Source organism: Bradyrhizobium sp. NP1 (assembly GCF_030378205.1).
GTDB lineage: Bacteria > Pseudomonadota > Alphaproteobacteria > Rhizobiales > Xanthobacteraceae > Bradyrhizobium.
In genome coordinates this window covers 1,058,288-1,073,510 of sequence record NZ_CP127385.1, presented here as the reverse complement: position 1 = coordinate 1,073,510, position 15,223 = coordinate 1,058,288, and the positions used below count along the sequence as shown (strand labels likewise).

The following is a 15,223-nucleotide window of genomic DNA, read 5'->3' as shown; positions in this document are numbered from 1 at the left end:
CTTCCCCTCAATCACGAGGCTGTTTCGGGAGTGGTGAACAACCCGGCAGCGCTTTGCGCCGCTCAGCCCGCTTTCAGTTGCACCGCCATGGAGCGCTACCGCACACCCTCCGTCAAATATGCACAAGCTATCTTATATTCGCCCTCGGCTATGATGATCGCGATTACCGAACAAGATGACAATTTGCGGCCAAGAGAGCGGGTCATACGCGCCGGACGAGAGACGGACCCACGTCGCTCGACACACTCACTTGTCACCTGCCTAATTACGCCCCGCTGCTGGCGAATTTCCGCGCGTCGAACCCGGCGTCGAGCGGGGCGACGGCACCACGGGCTCAAGGTCCTGCCAAGGAAAGCTTTACAGCCGTCTAGATCTGAGCTCCCGGTGACCGGCTACATCCCGGACTGCAGCATATCACGCTTGTCTGGCAGCCTTCGGCGCAAGATCGAGAAGCTTCTTTAGCTCGCCCCAAAACCCTGCGGCGCGATTCAGTGCCTGCCAGAGATTCGTTGCAGTCGGCTATCGCGTTTTGATCGCACCGTGACGCAAGTAGCGATTCACTCTCGAGCCACCTGGCCTGCAAGAGATACCTGGGCAATACGGGACGACGGAAGCTGCTTGACCGCCGTGTCGCCATCGATCGATCTGCCCTCTTCGGCGAACTGATCGCATTCCAGGAAGACGCGACGATCACAAGTGCGACAGATCGCGCGATCAACGCCCTGGAAGATTTCCTGAAAGGCGTTTGTCTTCGACCAGAAGATGCGATTGTCTCCAAAGTCCTTGAGATATCCGCCCTTCTTCAAAAATCCCATCACGGACTCCTTGACGCGAATAAGGTATAGACTACCGCCACGCGCCTTGATTTTTCTTGCCTCCAGTGCGAGCGCCTCGGCGCCCGCGAGATCGATAAAGTTCGCACCAGTCATCACTATCGCGATCTGCTTGCAGCCCGGCGTCTCCCTTTCCAGGTTCCGCAGCGATTCCCGAAAACTGGAGACCGCGCCGAAATACAGCGATCCATCCAGACGAAGCACGCGCACCTGTGGGCATTCAGGCAGATCCGGTCGCGCGTCGGTAAATTTCCGATTGGGAGTCGCGGGATCCGGCACTCTCGGCCTGAGCGGCGGCCTTGACGTGCGGTAGAGAAACATCAAGAGCGACAATGCGACGCCGGCCAGGATTGCGATCTGAATGTGCACAAACAATGCGGTGAAAATGGAGACAACAAGGATCCACCGCTCCGAATAGCTGGTCGTCCAGATGTGACGGATGCTTCTCTGGTCGATCAGCCCCCATCCAATCAAGACAAGCGACGCCGCCATTGCAGCCTTCGGCAAGTAGGCGGCCGCCGGTGCCGCAGCGAGCAGCAAGGCGACCAGCACAAGGCTTGCCGAAACAGCCGCCAGGGGCGTTCGCGCCCCCGACTCATAGTTTAACGCGCTACGATTGAACGACCCCGACACGACATATCCGGAAAAAAATGAACCGATGATGTTGGCAAGCCCCTGGCCAACGAATTCCTGATTGATGTCGAGATGCTGCTCGGAACGTATCGCCAGCGCTCGCGAAATCGACACGACTTCATTCAACGCAGAAATGGCGACCGCCAGAGCGGTCGGAATCAGCAGCCGCCAAACGTGGGGATCGAAACTCGGCGCGGACAGCGGCGGGAGCTGTGCAGGCATTGCGCCAACCGTGGCGATAGCCCCCGGACTTGCGGCGTTGATCGCCGCAGCAGTTACACCGCCAATCGCAATTGCCGGCAACATGTAAGGAATTCTCGGCATGTACCGACGCGACAGGATTCCCGCGCCAAGAGTTGCAAGCGCTACTGCAGTCGTCGCGACCGACATGGTCGGCAATGTCCGAACTACGTCGTAAATTGCGGTGATAAACTCGTGACTGTTCTCAACGTCCAGGCCAAAGAAATTTTTCAACTGGGTCGCGATGATCAATATGCCAACGCCGGCCGTATACCCGACCACTACCGAATGCGAAATAAAATTCACGATCACGCCCATCTTGAAAAGACCGAGCGCAAGTTCGATGAGGCCTGCCATGACCGCGAGTGTCATGGCCAACTTGACGTAGTCGACAGATCCCGGCATCGCGAAGGACGACAGGGACGCGGCCAGCACCAGCGACGCGGTTGTGCTAGGGCCGGCGACCAGATGCCAGGAAGATCCGAATAGCGCCGCTATGATCGTCGGCACGATACTGGCGTACAAGCCGTACTGGGGTGGCATGCCGGCAATTGTCGCGAACGCCACACCTTGTGGCAGCACAACGATGGCCCCCGTCAAGCCCGCTAGCAGGTCAGCACGAATGGTCCGCGAATCGGCCCGTGGCCAATTGCGGAATGGTAGTGAATTTATTAACCGCGCCAAATGTTGCAATGAACCGGAACCTGATCTCTGAGCAGGGGCTAGGCGGCTTGCGCACCGTAGAACAGCGTCACGACATGGCGGGCTTCGGCGAAGAACAGCCAGCGCTCCACGAGAACGCCGACGGCCGCGAGCAAGACCGCCAGCACCGCCGCGACAGCAGCGGCGACGCCGCCTGCTAGAATTGCCGTCAGCATCAGCGCGAGCGGAGCGGCGAACAGAGCGAGCAGCGAAATCGTGCGAAGCCGTTCTGCGTGCTTGCGCGCGATGGTGAAACCCATCTCGCGCATCAGGTAGTTCTCTTCCGTGTGCGGCGCCTCGAACAGGCGGATCTTCCCTAGATGGCCCAGACCGGTCGCGCTTCCCGGATCGCTCAGATGCCTCGTTGTCGCTATGAATCGCCAGTAGCTTATTTTGCCGGCGAAAGCAGCGATGCCCGCGATCAGTGCGACCATATCGACACCCTCTGAACCGTGACCAAGCACATGCAGCGTTGCGGCGAGTAGAAGTGCACCACTGTAAAGACCTAGCGCGAGATAGTTCGGTACGACGTAAGGGTTGCACCACTGATGCACGGTCTTGAGCGAGGAATAGATCATGGCCGTACAGTAGATCGTAACGAGCGATGCGCAGGCCAAGGCGAGCCCGAACGCCGTCGCGATGGCTCCAGGCGCCGGCGAGACGATCCAGGCGAGCGTGAGCAGCCCGGCCGGTGCATAGGTCACGAAGGAGCAGACGCCCTCGCGCGAGAGCCAGGACGTGCGCCACTGCGACAAGGCGCGCCAGGCGCGCTCAGGCCGGCCGAGATGAAAGGTCGAAGACAGAAGCCCCACCGTCACCAGCACCAGCGAGAGCGGCAGCACGACGAGGGCAACGATCCGCCCGCCGGATATTTCAAAAAAAGCCGACATCAAGCCATACCAGACGAACAGGCCATAGCCTGCGCCAGAGGCAGTGGTGAAGATGATGACGGATAGCGCCGGATGCATCTGACCGCCTCAACGTGAGAGAATGCGATCGGTCCACCGGAGGAAGGCCGCGCCCTTGCCCTCCGGCACCGCCTTCTTCGCCGCAAGATCGACCAGCGAAATCTGATCGTGCGATCCGCAGGACGAGCCGTTCTTGCGCGACCTCGGGGGTAGGTAGCGGTTGACCGGCTTGTAGCCGAGTTCCGGCATCAGTTCGTAGCCGCCACGCGCAGCGACGAGGCGCGACACGTCGGAGTTCGGATCGCCGAGATCGCCAAAATGGCGGGCATGCGCCGGACAGGTCGAGACGCAGGCCGGCACCCGGTCTGCCTCTGGCAGATTCTCATTATAGATCTTGTCGACACAGAGCGTGCATTTCTTCATCACGCCGTCACCCTCGTCGAACTCGCGGGCGCCATAGGGGCAAGCCCAGGAGCAGAGCTTGCAACCGATGCAAGTGTCGGCATTGACGAGCACGATGCCGTCCTCGGATCGCTTGTACGACGCACCGGTTGGGCAGACCGTGACGCAGGCGGGCTCCTCGCAATGCAGGCAGGAGCGCGGAAAATTCACGGTTCGGGAGTCTTCACCCTCGCCCGCTTCATAGGTGTGAACACGGTTGAACCACACACCGTCGGAACTGCTCTGGAAGTCGCTCAGAGGCCCCGAGTGACCGCTTGCATTCCATTCCTTGCAGTTCACCGCACAGGCGTGGCAACCGACACAGGTGTCGAGATCAATGACGAGGCCAAGCTTCTTCTGGCCCGGGACAGGTTCTGGCAGGCTGGTCACGACCCGGCTCCTGATGATTTGTATTTGGTGCGTGCATCCCATGGACGCTCGCGGCCGTCCGCGTCGTAACGCAGGACGTCGGTGTGCGGCGGCATATTCGGGGGACATTTGAGTAGCGGGAAGTCCGGCAGAGGGGCCTGTTCGCAATTGACCGCTTTCTCGACGTGCACGCGCACGTCGTACCACGCCGCCTGTCCGGTCACGGGGTCGGAGTTCGAGTAGCGGTAGCCGTTCTTCTCCGGGAGCAATTCGGAAATGACGTGGTTGAGCAGAAAGCCTTCCTTGCCTTCGGGAGCGTCAGCCGGGAGGTTCCACGCACCCTTGCGCTTGCCAATCGCATTCCACGTCCAGACCGTGTGAGGGTTTACTCCCTCCATCGTCCGGACAGGAACGCGGATACGGCTGTGGTTGCTCGTCACCCAAGCGAAATCGCCGTCCGCAAGGTTGAGCTTGCTCGCGGTTTCACGGTTCATATAGAGGAAGTTCTTCGAGAAGATCTGACGCAGCCAGGCGTTCTGCGAGTGCCACGAATGGTACATCGCCATTGGCCGTTGCGTAATTGCCGAGAGCGGAAAATCGCGCGTCGACACAGCCTGCTCTTCCAGCGGCGGATACCAGATCGGCAGCGGATCGAAATAGGTTCTGACCCGTTCGCGATCGCGCTCCGGCGGCTGGACATCGCCATGTCCTTCGGCCGCCAGGCGGAATTTCTGGAGCGGCTCGCAGTAGAGCTGCAGGATGATCTGATTGGCGCTGTCGATCATACCGAGTTGAACGGCATGCTCGAGATACTTCTTGTTGCCGTGCTTGAAATAGACCTCGTCGTGCGGCAACTCGTGGCGCCAGAAGCTCTTGTTGGCAACGTAGCGATCGAGCTGCTTCTTGTTGGGAGCGCCCTTGCCCGGCGTCTCGCCATCCTCGCCCCGGAAGCCGGCCAATGGACCGATGCCGGGCCTGCGCTCGTGATTGACTATGTAATCAGGATAACCGCCGGGATATTTCGGTGAGCCGTCTTCCTTCACGAAACCGGGAAGACCGAGGCGGCCACCAAGTTCGATCAGCACATCCTGGAAAGGCCTGACGTCACGGTCGGGCTTCAGCACCGGATGGCGGATCGCATCGGCCGGCCCATGCGCGCTTCCGATCGGCCGGTCGAGCAACGAGATGCAGTCCCAGCGCTCGAGATAAGTCGTGTCCGGCAGCACGAGGTCGGCGTAGGACACCATCTCGGACGCATATGCGTCCGAATAGATGATCTTCGGGATCTTGTAGGTGCCGTCCTCGTTTTTGTCGGTCAGCATTTTCATGGTGCCAGCCGTGTTCATGGACGAGTTCCACGCCATGTTCGCCATGTACATGAACAGCACATCGATTGGATAAGGATCGCCCGCCCAGGCGTTGTGGACAGCCATGTGCATCAGGCCGTGCGCGGAGAGTGGCGCTTCCCAGGAATAGGCCTTGTCAAGGCGAGTTGGCGCACCCTTCTCGTCGACCAGCAGATCCTCCGGACCCATGGTGAAACCGAGAGGCATGCCGCCGAGCGGGGTATCGGGAGCGCTGACCTTGCCCGCGGGCCGCGGACCGCCCGGCGGCGGCTTCGGATACGGAGCCTTGTAACGCCACGATCCCGGCGTATCGACTGCGCCGAGCAGCATTTGCAGAACGTGAAGTGCGCGGCAGGTATGGAAGCCGTTCGAGTGGGCCGAGATACCACGCATGGCATGCATCGCAATCGGACGGCCGACCATCTTGTCGTGGCGACGGCCAGCCCAATCAGTCCAGGGCTGGTCGATCACAACCGGGTTATGGAAGACCTCCGCGAGTTCGCCGGCGATGCGCCTGATGCGCTCCGCCGCCACGCCACAGCGCTCCGCGACCGCCTCGGGCGCGAACTCATCGCTCATGTAACGGTTCGCGAGGAGCTGGAACGAGGGCGTGACAATGCGGCCGTCCTCGAGCTTGAAGGTTCCGACAATCGCCGGTGAGAAATTCGTTCTGCTCGCCGGCACCGCCGTGCCTGTCGTGCTGTCCCACGCGAGTGGCGCGTTATCAGCGTCGCGCGCGAACAGCCCGTCGTCGGCTCCGGCGGGATTCTGCACGACAAGCCAGGTCGCGTTGGTGTAACGGACGAGAAAGTCGAGATCGACGGCGTCCATCTCGAGCAGGCAGTGGATCAATGCAAAGATGAAGAGTCCGTCTGTGCCGGGCCGGATGCCGATCCACTCATCCGCGATCGCGGAATAGCCGGTCTTGACCGGGTTGATCGACATGAACTTGACGCCACGCTCCTTGAGCTTGGCAAGGCCGATCTTGATCGGGTTGGAGTCATGGTCTTCGGCGACGCCGAACATCATGAAGTATTTGGTGTGGTCCCAGTCTGGTTCACCGAACTCCCAGAATGCGCCACCGATCGAATAGAGGCCGGCGGCCGCCATGTTGACAGAGCAAAAGCCACCGTGCGCCGCAAAATTCGGTGTGCCGAACTGCGCTGCCCACCAGCCGGTAAGCGACTGACTCTGGTCTCGTCCGGTAAAGAATGCGAGCTTCTTGGGCTCGGTTCGACGGATGTCGCCGAGCCACTTGGTCGCAAGGCCAAGCGCCTCCTCCCACTCGATTTCCTTGAACTCACCGGCACCACGCTCGCCGGTGCGGAGCAGCGGTTTGCGAAGCTTCGCGGGGGAATATTGCTGCATGATTCCCGCGGAGCCCTTGCCGCATAGTACACCGCGATTAACGGGATGGTCCTTGTTTCCTTCGATGTAGCGGATGCGCCCGTCCTTGATGTGGACCTTGATGCCACAACGGCAGGCGCACATGTAGCAGGTCGTGTATTTCACCTCATCGGCAACGACTGGCGATGTGTCGACCACCTCCGCCGGCCCCGAAAGCATGGCGAGCGGATTACGTTGCGCGACCGGTCGCGTCTTGCGTGGTTCGGCCGCGTCTTCCCACCTAAACAGGCGTCCAGCAAAGCCCCATGCGTCCGCGACCAAACTCATCATGATGGTCCGACTGGCGCCTTTGGGCAGGGGTGTCCGGCAGACTGCGCTTGCCGGCCTTGGATTCTCGGGGAGAGCCGGGTGATCACGATGCCGGGGATGCCATTCGGCACCAGTGGCCCGGGGGGATTTGGGCCGATGCCAGGCGCGCTCGCGTTCGAAAAACTGCTTTCAGGCACTGTGCTCCCCTATTTGCAGGGAGCATGGAGCGCTACGGCATCCGATCGGTCAAATATGCATAGACTATCGTATATTCGCTCTTGGCTATGATGGAGCCAATGCCATCAGGCCGGCCCCGTCGGGTCGCGGAAGGACGCGCGACGGCCACGCCGCCCAGGGGCCCGTTCCGCGGGCACGCTTGCCAACCGCACGAGCTGTAAAATCCTCTTCTGCTTGAGAGACGGGCGGGGCATCATCCACAACTCCCTCGCGAAACTCCGAGACTCTAATCCGCGAGGACGTTTCGTGACTCCGCAACATTGGCGGAGCTACGGCCTTCTACTGCCCCACGCCCCATGTCGTCGACAATCGTTACCGTCGGCCGCTATCTCGCGGGATCACGCGTCGCACCTGTGGGGCCCTTGAAGGTGGCCGGCTGGAATACGGCGATGAAGCCGACAGAGCGGAACCAGGCACCAACGCGGGGACGTCATCAGCCCGTGCGAACAGCCTCGCACGGGCACTGCAGATGAGTTGCGTGCTAAGCTGCACGGACCGTCTTGAGGAAAATTTCGACTTCCGATTTTAACCGACCGCTCTCGGACGAAAGTGACTTCGCTGCCGTCAGCACCTGCGAAGAGGCCGTTTCGGTCCGGCTGGCGCCCTGCTGAACGTCCAAAATGTTGGCGCTCACTTCCTTGGTACCGTGGGCCGCCTGCTGCACGTTGCGGGAAATTTCCTTCGTTGCGGCGCCCTGCTCCTCAACAGCGGAAGCAATTGTCGAACAGATCTCCGACATCCGACCGATAGTGCTGCTTATCGCCTTGATGGCGTCGACCGAAAGGTTCGTGGCATTCTGGATGCCCGCGATCTGCTGGCTGATCTCCCCGGTTGCCTTCGCCGTCTGTTCGGCGAGCGCCTTCACTTCGGAGGCCACTACCGCAAAGCCACGACCGGCTTCGCCGGCGCGCGCGGCTTCGATGGTAGCGTTGAGCGCCAGCAAATTGGTCTGGCCAGCAATCGTGTTGATCAACTCGACGACATCGCCGATTCGCGAAGCCGCGCTCGCGAGCAGTGCCACGTGTTCGTTGGTCTGGCGCGTCTGATCGACGGCTTCCCGGGCGATATTTGCGGATTCCTGAACCTGGCGGCTGATCTCTCCCACTGACGACGACATCTGCTCGGTCGCTGATGCCACCGACTGAACGTTGGCGGAGGCCTCTTCCGAAGCGCCGGCCACGATCGAGGTTAGTTCCTGGCCGCGAGCGGCGGTCGCCGTCAGCGTCGCGGCAGAGGCTTCCAGTTCGTTCGAGGCGGCGGAGACGGTTTCGATGACTTTGCCGACGGCAGCCTCGAAATGATCGGCGAGGCGACTCATGTCGGCCTTGCGTCGCGTTGCGGTCTGCGCGTCGACTTCGGCTCGTTCGGCACGCAGGCGATCCGCCTCAATCATGCCGTCCTTGAACACTTGCGCGGCCGCGGCCATTTGGCCAATCTCATCGCGCCGGTTGGTATCGGGGATCTCGAAACTGTGGTCATGCGCAGCGAGCTTCTTCAGCACGCCGACCATATTGACGATCGGGCGCGTAATCGAGCGGGCGAGGCCCCAACTCAGCCCGATCCCGATCAGCACGATCAGGCCGCTCATCACCATCATCACGAGACCGACGCGGGCGATGGTCGCGACCACGCTCGCCTGGGTCTCGTCGGTGGCCTTAGTGCCCTCAAGACGCAGCACGTCAGAGCCTGCGGCCATGACGTCACCTTCCTTGGTGGTCCAGGAGCCGAGCCGGGTGATGCGGGTCTGCGCCACCTTGACCGCATTTTCGAAACCATCGCGCCACGCGCCGATGGCCTGCACCGTCTTCTTGAGCAGGTCGGCATTGCCGGCACCCGCCTTCGGCGCGACTCTTTCCAGCGTTGCCAGCGCATGGCTGATCTGGCTCTTCAGCTGATCGGCATCGCTCTGTTTCAGAGCGCCGCGATACTGGAAGGCAAGTGATTCGGAAGCCATGAAATCGTCGCGGGCTTCCGCGATCAAGCGGCTCGTCGTCGGATCGAGCGCGTCGTCGTCGCGCAGCTTGGCAAGATTGGAGCGGATCACCGCGCTCGGTGCAATGAGCTGCTCTTCATAAACCTTGGCTTCCTCGGCATAAAGGCCCTGGATCACATGCCAGCTCTCGATATAGGCCTTCAGTGCCCGATCCATCTCGGCCAGTGTCTGCTTTTCCTTCTCGGTCTTCACGCTCTTTTCAGCCTCGGCCATCAGTGCCAAATCCTGCGCCAGAAGCTGGTCAGCCTGCTGCGCGAAGCTGGCGGTGCCCGGGCTGCGCAGCCACTGGTTCACGCGCACTCTCACCTTCGTCATGACGAGATCGATGTCGACCGCCCGCGACTTTCGGTTGAACGCGGACTGAAACTGATCGAAGTCGGAACTGATGCCCGACACCAATATGAGGTCTGCGATGGTGGCTGCGATCAGGAGCGCGATCACGACGCCAAAGCCGACGACAATTCGACCTTTGACCGACGAGAACATCTGAAATTCCTATCAGGGAGGGGAGACGCGAGAACATCGCGGTGTGATTTAGCGAAGGTCAAGGTTCCAAATTCTGATTGAAATTGCCTTAATTCTGGACGCCGAGCGTAGTCAAAATGCATCCTCGGCAGAATCCTCGCTCTGGTTGTACAGTCGTTTAATGCGGTATCTATCTTATATTAGCCACAGGCTATTAAGGTCCCACGCGGTCAGAGGAGCTCGGCGAGCTTTGCGCGGTCTTGATACCGGTCTCGAGCTTGCGGAGTAAATGACGTCAGGCTCCGGACGATCCGGTCACATCATCGACGTTGAGCAGCGCGATGGAAAACTCTTCATCGCGGGAATAGACGCTATGCGCGATCCGAACCGGAAAGCCGGCGGCCGAAGCTGCAACGAAGCCGTCTTAAGGATCCTCGATGGCGATGCAGTCACTCCCAAACCTTGATCAAATGAAGGATCGACGCCCGGACAGCCCACCATCGACATTCACGACCGTCCCGCTGGCATAGGAGGAAAGATCCGACACCAGGAAGGCGACAGTGCTGGCAATCTCTTCGGGGGTCGCCGGCCGCCCAGAGGGCAGATTTGCGAAAAACTCGGGCGCCCGCTAACGGAATTCCCGCAGCGCGTCCCCGATGCGGTCGAACATGTCTCCGATCTGGGCTTCGTCGATGATCAGCGGCGGCGAGAAGGCAAGCCGGTTGCCGATCAACCGCAGGATCACGCCGCGCTCGCGGATCTTCGCATCGATCTTCGTCGGAATCTGCTGCTCGGCCGGAAATGGCTTTCGGCTCGCCTTGTCCTGCACGATCTCGATGCCGCCGATCAGGCCGATGCCTTCGGCGCTGCCGACCAGGGGATGATCGCGCAAGCTGTGCAGGCCGGCGAGGAACGGCTTTTCCATCCGCCTGACGTGATCGACGATGCCGAGCTCGTCATAGATCTTGAGCGTTTCGAGCGCCACCGCCGCGGCGACCGGATGGCCGGCATAGGTATATCCGTGCGCGAAGCTGCCCTGCCTGTCGCTCTCTGTGAGCATCGCCTGGAAGACCCGCTCGTTGATCAGCAGCGCCGAAATCGGGATAAGCCCCGCGGACAGGGCCTTGGCGCAGGAGATCATGTCCGGCTGCATGTCGAAGGTCTGCGATCCCCACATGTTGCCGGTCCGGCCGAAGCCGCAGATCACCTCGTCGGCCACGAACAGGATGTCGTATTTCCTCAAGACGTCCTGGATCCGCTTGAAGTAGCCGGCAGGCGGCAACACCGCGCCGCCCGCGCCCATCACCGGCTCGGCCCAAAACGCGGCGATCGTCTCGGGCCCCTCCTTCAGGATGAGCTGTTCGAGCGCCGCGGCCATCCGCGCGGAATACTGCTCCTCGGTCTCGCCCTCGGCGGCAAAGCGGTAGTAGTGCGGAAATTCGGTGTGCAGGAAGTTCGGGAACGGCAGGTTGAAATCGGCATGCATCTCGGGCTTGCCGGTCAGGCTCACCGAGGCGCAGGTCGAGCCGTGATAGCTCGCCATCCGCGCGATGATCTTCTTCTTCTGCGGCTTACCGACGGCGTTCCAGTAATACCAGACCAGCTTGACGGCGGTGTCGTTGGCCTCCGATCCCGAGCACTGGAACACGACCTTGGACATCGGCACCGGCGCGATCTCGAGCAACTTCTCGGCCAGCTCGATCGCCGGCCCATGCGAGGCGTGTCGATAGATGTGGTAGTAGCCGATATCCCGCATCTGGTTGTAGGCGACCTTGGCCAGCCGCTCGTTGCCGAAGCCGAGCGAGGCGCACCACAGTCCGGCGGCGGCTTCGAGATATTTCTTTCCGGCGTCGTCGTAGACGTGGATGCCTTCGCCGCGGGTGAAGATGCGCGGCCCGCTTTCGACGTGCTTGCGCAGGTTGGTCTGCGGGTGAACAAGACTGGCGACGTCTCTGACGTGAAGGCTGTTTGAAAGCTGGGGCACGTTAACTCCTCTTCTTATTGTCAGGGCCGGTTCGGCCTTTCCGTGACGCATCAACTCGTTGGTCTACAGCAACGCGGCGATCAGGCTCCCAGAAAGGCGCGCCTGATCTCGGCGTTGTCGCGAAGTTCTCTCGAGGCGCCCTCGAACCTGACCCGGCCGACCTCGATGGCAAGGCCGCGGTCGGCGAGCTTGAGCGCCCAATTGGCGTTCTGCTCGGCCAGCACCACGGCCAGCCGCTCCCGCGACTGGATCTCCCGGATCAGCTCGCCGATCCTCTGAACCATCACCGGCGCAAGGCCGAGCGAAGGCTCGTCCAGAAGCAATAGCCGCGGCCGCGACATCAGCGCGCGACCGATCGCGAGCATCTGCTGCTCGCCGCCGCTCAAGCTGCCGGCGGCCTGCTTCAGCCGCTCCCGAAGCCTGGGAAAATAGGTCAGGATCTGTTCGAGCCGCTCGGTCGCGGCGGCAGCCTTGAGGACATGCGCGCCCGCCAGCAGGTTTTCATGCACGCTGGTCTCGACGAAGACCCGGCGCCCCTCCGGCGAGAAGGCGATGCCGCGCCTGGCCATCGAATAAGGCGGCCGCCCCGAGATGTCCTCGCCATCAAGGCGGATCGTGCCGGAGGCGATCTGCACCAGCCCCATCACGGCCTTCAGCGTGCTGCTCTTGCCGGCCCCGTTCGAGCCGACCAGCGCCAGAATCTCGTGTTCCTCGACCGTGACCGAAATGCCGTGCGTCGCCCGCACATTGCCGTAGACCGCGACGAGCTCCCGGATTTCAAGCAGGCTCATGTTCAGACCCGAGATAGGCTTCGATCACTTGCGGATTGCGGATGACGTCGGCCGGCGTGCCCACGCAAAGCTCCGTGCCGTGATGCAGCACCACGACCCGGTCACACAGCCGGGAGATGAACCGCATGTTGTGGTCGATCACCATCACCGTCACGCCATTGCCATTGATCTCCTTGATGACATCGGCGACGCGGTCGGCCTCCTCCGAGCTCAAGCCCGCGGCCGGCTCGTCGAGCAGGATCATCCGCGGCCCGCTCGCAAGCGCAATCGCAAGGCCGAGCGCCTTCTGCCGCCCGTAAGGCAGGCTGCCGGCGAGGTCGTCGCGGCATTCGCGCAGGCCCAGCTCGCCGAGCAGGCGTTCGGCATCCCCGCTCGCCGAACGCATGGCGTCCCTGTGCGCCGGCGAGCCGATCATCGTACTCCAGAAGCCCTTGTAGCCGCGGCTGAACGCCCCGCGCAGCACGTTCTGCCAGACCGTCCGGTTGCCATAGATGGTGGTCGACTGGAACGTGCGCACGAGCCCCCTTGCGACGAGCGCGTGGGTCGGCTTGCCGGTGATATCCTCGCCGCCGAAGCGGACGCGTCCGGTGTCGGGAACGATCGTGCCGGACACCAGGTTCACGGCGGTGGTCTTGCCGGCGCCGTTCGGTCCGATCATGCCGAGAATCTCGCCCTGCGCCACGCTGAAGCGCAGGGCGGTCACGGCGCGCAGCGCGCGAAAGCTCTTGCTGATCCTGTCGACCTCGAGCAGCGCCGTCATGACCGATCCCGCCCGGCCGGCTCGCGCCAGCTCCGCAGCAACACGCCGATATCGCAGAGTCCACCCGGCAGGTAACGCATCAGGAGGATCAGCGCCAGGCCGTACAGCACCCACTGATAATCGACCCAGTTGCGCAGCAGCTCCGGCAGCGCGACGATGAACACCGAACCGAGCACCGGACCCCAGAGCGTGTTGAGGCCGCCGATGACGTTGATCACGACGAGCTTCAGCGATTCCGGAAAGCCGTAGGAGAGCGGCGAGATATAGTGGACGAAGCTCGCCTGCAGCGACCCCTGGACACCGAGAAACGCGCAGGAGATCACGAACACGATGATCTTCACCCTGAACACCGGAATGCCATTGCTCTGGGCGAGGCTTTCGCTTTCGCGGATGGCATCGACGGCGTCGCCGAACTGCGACATCAGGAGGCGGCCGCAGACCGCGGCCGTCAGCAGCGCGAAGGCGAGAACGAGATAATAGAAGCCGGTCGGCGAGCTGAACGACTGAGGCGCGGCGATCCCCGCAATGCCTTCGGAGCCCCCCGTGACGGAGGTCCAGTCCACGAAGATCTGGCGGACGAACTCGCCGAAGGTGAACGTGAAGAGCACGAAATAGACGCCCTTCAGGCGCAGCACGACGGGCCCGACGATGGCGCCGATGGCGGCAGACAGCGCCGCGCCCGCGACAAGCGACAGCCACCAGGACAAATGAAGGCCGGTCGTCAGAAGCGCACTGGTGTAGCCGCCGATCCCGAGAAACGCAGCCTGCCCGAGCGAGAACTGCCCGACCCGGAAGATCAAGTGGATGCTCATGGCGCCGATGGCATAAAGGCCGACCAGCGTCGCGATGTAGAGCAGGAACGTCTCGCCGGCGAGCGGCGGCACCAGCGCCGCCGCAACGGCAACGAGGACCGCGGGCATCGCGCGGATCGGCCGCAAATGCAAAGTCGTGGCGTGTGGCGTCGTGGCTTCGATCGTCATGCAACCCGCTCTGCGCGTCCGAGCAATCCCTGGGGCCGGAGCACCAGCACCAGCATGATCACGGCGTAGGAGGCGAACTGCGCCACCGACGCGCCGTAATAGGTCGTCAGGGCGCTCTCCGACATCCCCAGCACCAACCCGCCGACGGCTGCGCCCGGAATGCTCCCGAGGCCGCCGAGAATGACGACGATGAACGCCTTGACGATGGGGGAAGCGCCCATGAAAGGCGACAACGAATAAAGCTGCCCCAACAACCCGCCGGCGAGACCCGCAAGCGCGGTGGCGACGAAGAACGCCGCGCGGTAATAGGCGTGCGCGTTGATGCCCTGCACCTGCGCGGTATCGATATCCTGGGCGACCACCCGCATCGCCAGGCCCGCCTTCGTGAAGCGCATGAAGAGAAAGAAGGCCGTGAGCGTGACGGCCACGATCGCGAGCACGATCAACCGATCGGCCGGAAGCCTGACCGGACCGAGCACGAAAATCTCGGAATAGGTCGGCGGGATCGAGCGCTGATTGACCCCGAAAAAGATCACGCCCAGATAGGTCATCATGGTCGACAGGCCAAGGGTCGCGATCATGCCCTGATATTCACGCTGATAGAACGGCCGCAACACGATCCGCTCCAACCCCAGCGACAGCGTGCCGACCAACAGCGCGCACAGCGGAAGCGCCAGCAACGGCGAGACGTGAAAATACTGAATGCCGTAGAGCACGAGGAAGCCGCCGAGCATCGCGAACTCGCCGTGGGCGAAGTTCACGATGCGCATGATTCCGAAAATGAGGGTGAAGCCGAGCGCCATCAGGATATAGATGGCGCTCAAATTGAGCCCGTTGAGAACGATCTGGCTCAGGACAGCCCAAGACATCATGCCGGGTTCTTGC

At 62.0% G+C, this 15,223-nt stretch carries 10 protein-coding genes and 1 pseudogene; all 11 read right to left on the bottom strand.

Annotated elements, in window-relative coordinates; translation table 11 throughout:
• Positions 1-557: 557 nt before the first annotated feature.
• The 11 genes and pseudogenes from QOU61_RS05035 to QOU61_RS04985 all read right to left on the bottom strand — a co-directional run bounded on the left by QOU61_RS05035 (position 558) and on the right by QOU61_RS04985 (position 15,210).
• Positions 558-2,306: a SulP family inorganic anion transporter gene (locus QOU61_RS05035; RefSeq protein WP_289657029.1), complete on the bottom strand. Its 1,749-nt coding sequence runs from the start codon at positions 2,304-2,306 to the stop codon at positions 558-560.
• A gap of 122 nt (positions 2,307-2,428) precedes the next feature.
• Entirely contained in the window at positions 2,429-3,376 is a 948-nt protein-coding gene (locus QOU61_RS05030) for a dimethyl sulfoxide reductase anchor subunit family protein (protein ID WP_289657028.1), read from the bottom strand.
• Positions 3,377-3,385: 9 nt separating this feature from the next.
• The gene (locus QOU61_RS05025) at positions 3,386-4,147 is read right to left on the bottom strand and encodes a 4Fe-4S dicluster domain-containing protein (RefSeq protein ID WP_289657027.1); all 762 of its coding nucleotides are present in this window, start codon (positions 4,145-4,147) and stop codon (positions 3,386-3,388) included.
• On the bottom strand, positions 4,144-7,149 hold the full coding sequence (locus QOU61_RS05020; protein ID WP_502876887.1) for a molybdopterin oxidoreductase family protein: 3,006 nt from the start codon (positions 7,147-7,149) through the stop codon (positions 4,144-4,146). The genes QOU61_RS05025 and QOU61_RS05020 overlap by 4 nt, the downstream gene beginning before the upstream one ends.
• Positions 7,150-7,846: 697 nt before the next feature.
• Positions 7,847-8,947, bottom strand: a pseudogene (locus QOU61_RS37330) (methyl-accepting chemotaxis protein); the annotation flags it as partial.
• A gap of 1,342 nt (positions 8,948-10,289) precedes the next feature.
• Positions 10,290-10,394 carry a hypothetical protein gene (locus tag QOU61_RS05010; RefSeq protein WP_289662271.1) on the bottom strand — a complete coding sequence of 35 codons (105 nt, stop codon included), beginning with the start codon at positions 10,392-10,394 and terminating at the stop codon, positions 10,290-10,292.
• Between the two features lie 57 nt (positions 10,395-10,451).
• On the bottom strand, positions 10,452-11,807 hold the full coding sequence (locus QOU61_RS05005; RefSeq protein ID WP_289657024.1) for an aminotransferase: 1,356 nt from the start codon (positions 11,805-11,807) through the stop codon (positions 10,452-10,454).
• Positions 11,808-11,887: 80 nt separating this feature from the next.
• Positions 11,888-12,598 carry an ABC transporter ATP-binding protein gene (locus QOU61_RS05000; RefSeq protein WP_289657023.1) on the bottom strand — a complete coding sequence of 237 codons (711 nt, stop codon included), beginning with the start codon at positions 12,596-12,598 and terminating at the stop codon, positions 11,888-11,890.
• Entirely contained in the window at positions 12,585-13,358 is a 774-nt protein-coding gene (locus tag QOU61_RS04995) for an ABC transporter ATP-binding protein (RefSeq protein WP_289657022.1), read from the bottom strand. The genes QOU61_RS05000 and QOU61_RS04995 overlap by 14 nt, the downstream gene beginning before the upstream one ends.
• Complete coding sequence (locus QOU61_RS04990) at positions 13,355-14,338, bottom strand: branched-chain amino acid ABC transporter permease (RefSeq protein WP_289657021.1); 984 nt, start codon at positions 14,336-14,338, stop codon at positions 13,355-13,357. The genes QOU61_RS04995 and QOU61_RS04990 overlap by 4 nt, the downstream gene beginning before the upstream one ends.
• Positions 14,335-15,210 carry a branched-chain amino acid ABC transporter permease gene (locus QOU61_RS04985; RefSeq protein ID WP_289657020.1) on the bottom strand — a complete coding sequence of 292 codons (876 nt, stop codon included), beginning with the start codon at positions 15,208-15,210 and terminating at the stop codon, positions 14,335-14,337. Before QOU61_RS04985 ends, QOU61_RS04990 begins: the two co-directional genes overlap by 4 nt.
• Positions 15,211-15,223: the final 13 nt, after the last annotated feature.

Bases quoted from the DNA above. Each gene is read 5' to 3' on its own strand.
- QOU61_RS05030 (WP_289657028.1), bottom strand. From the start codon at position 3,376: ATGCATCCGGCGCTATCCGTCATCATCTTCACCACTGCCTCTGGCGCA.
- QOU61_RS05020 (WP_502876887.1), bottom strand. From the start codon at position 7,149: ATGATGAGTTTGGTCGCGGACGCATGGGGCTTTGCTGGACGCCTGTTT.
- QOU61_RS05000 (WP_289657023.1), bottom strand. From the start codon at position 12,598: ATGAGCCTGCTTGAAATCCGGGAGCTCGTCGCGGTCTACGGCAATGTG.
- QOU61_RS04995 (WP_289657022.1), bottom strand. From the start codon at position 13,358: ATGACGGCGCTGCTCGAGGTCGACAGGATCAGCAAGAGCTTTCGCGCG.
- QOU61_RS04990 (WP_289657021.1), bottom strand. From the start codon at position 14,338: ATGACGATCGAAGCCACGACGCCACACGCCACGACTTTGCATTTGCGG.
- QOU61_RS04985 (WP_289657020.1), bottom strand. From the start codon at position 15,210: ATGATGTCTTGGGCTGTCCTGAGCCAGATCGTTCTCAACGGGCTCAAT.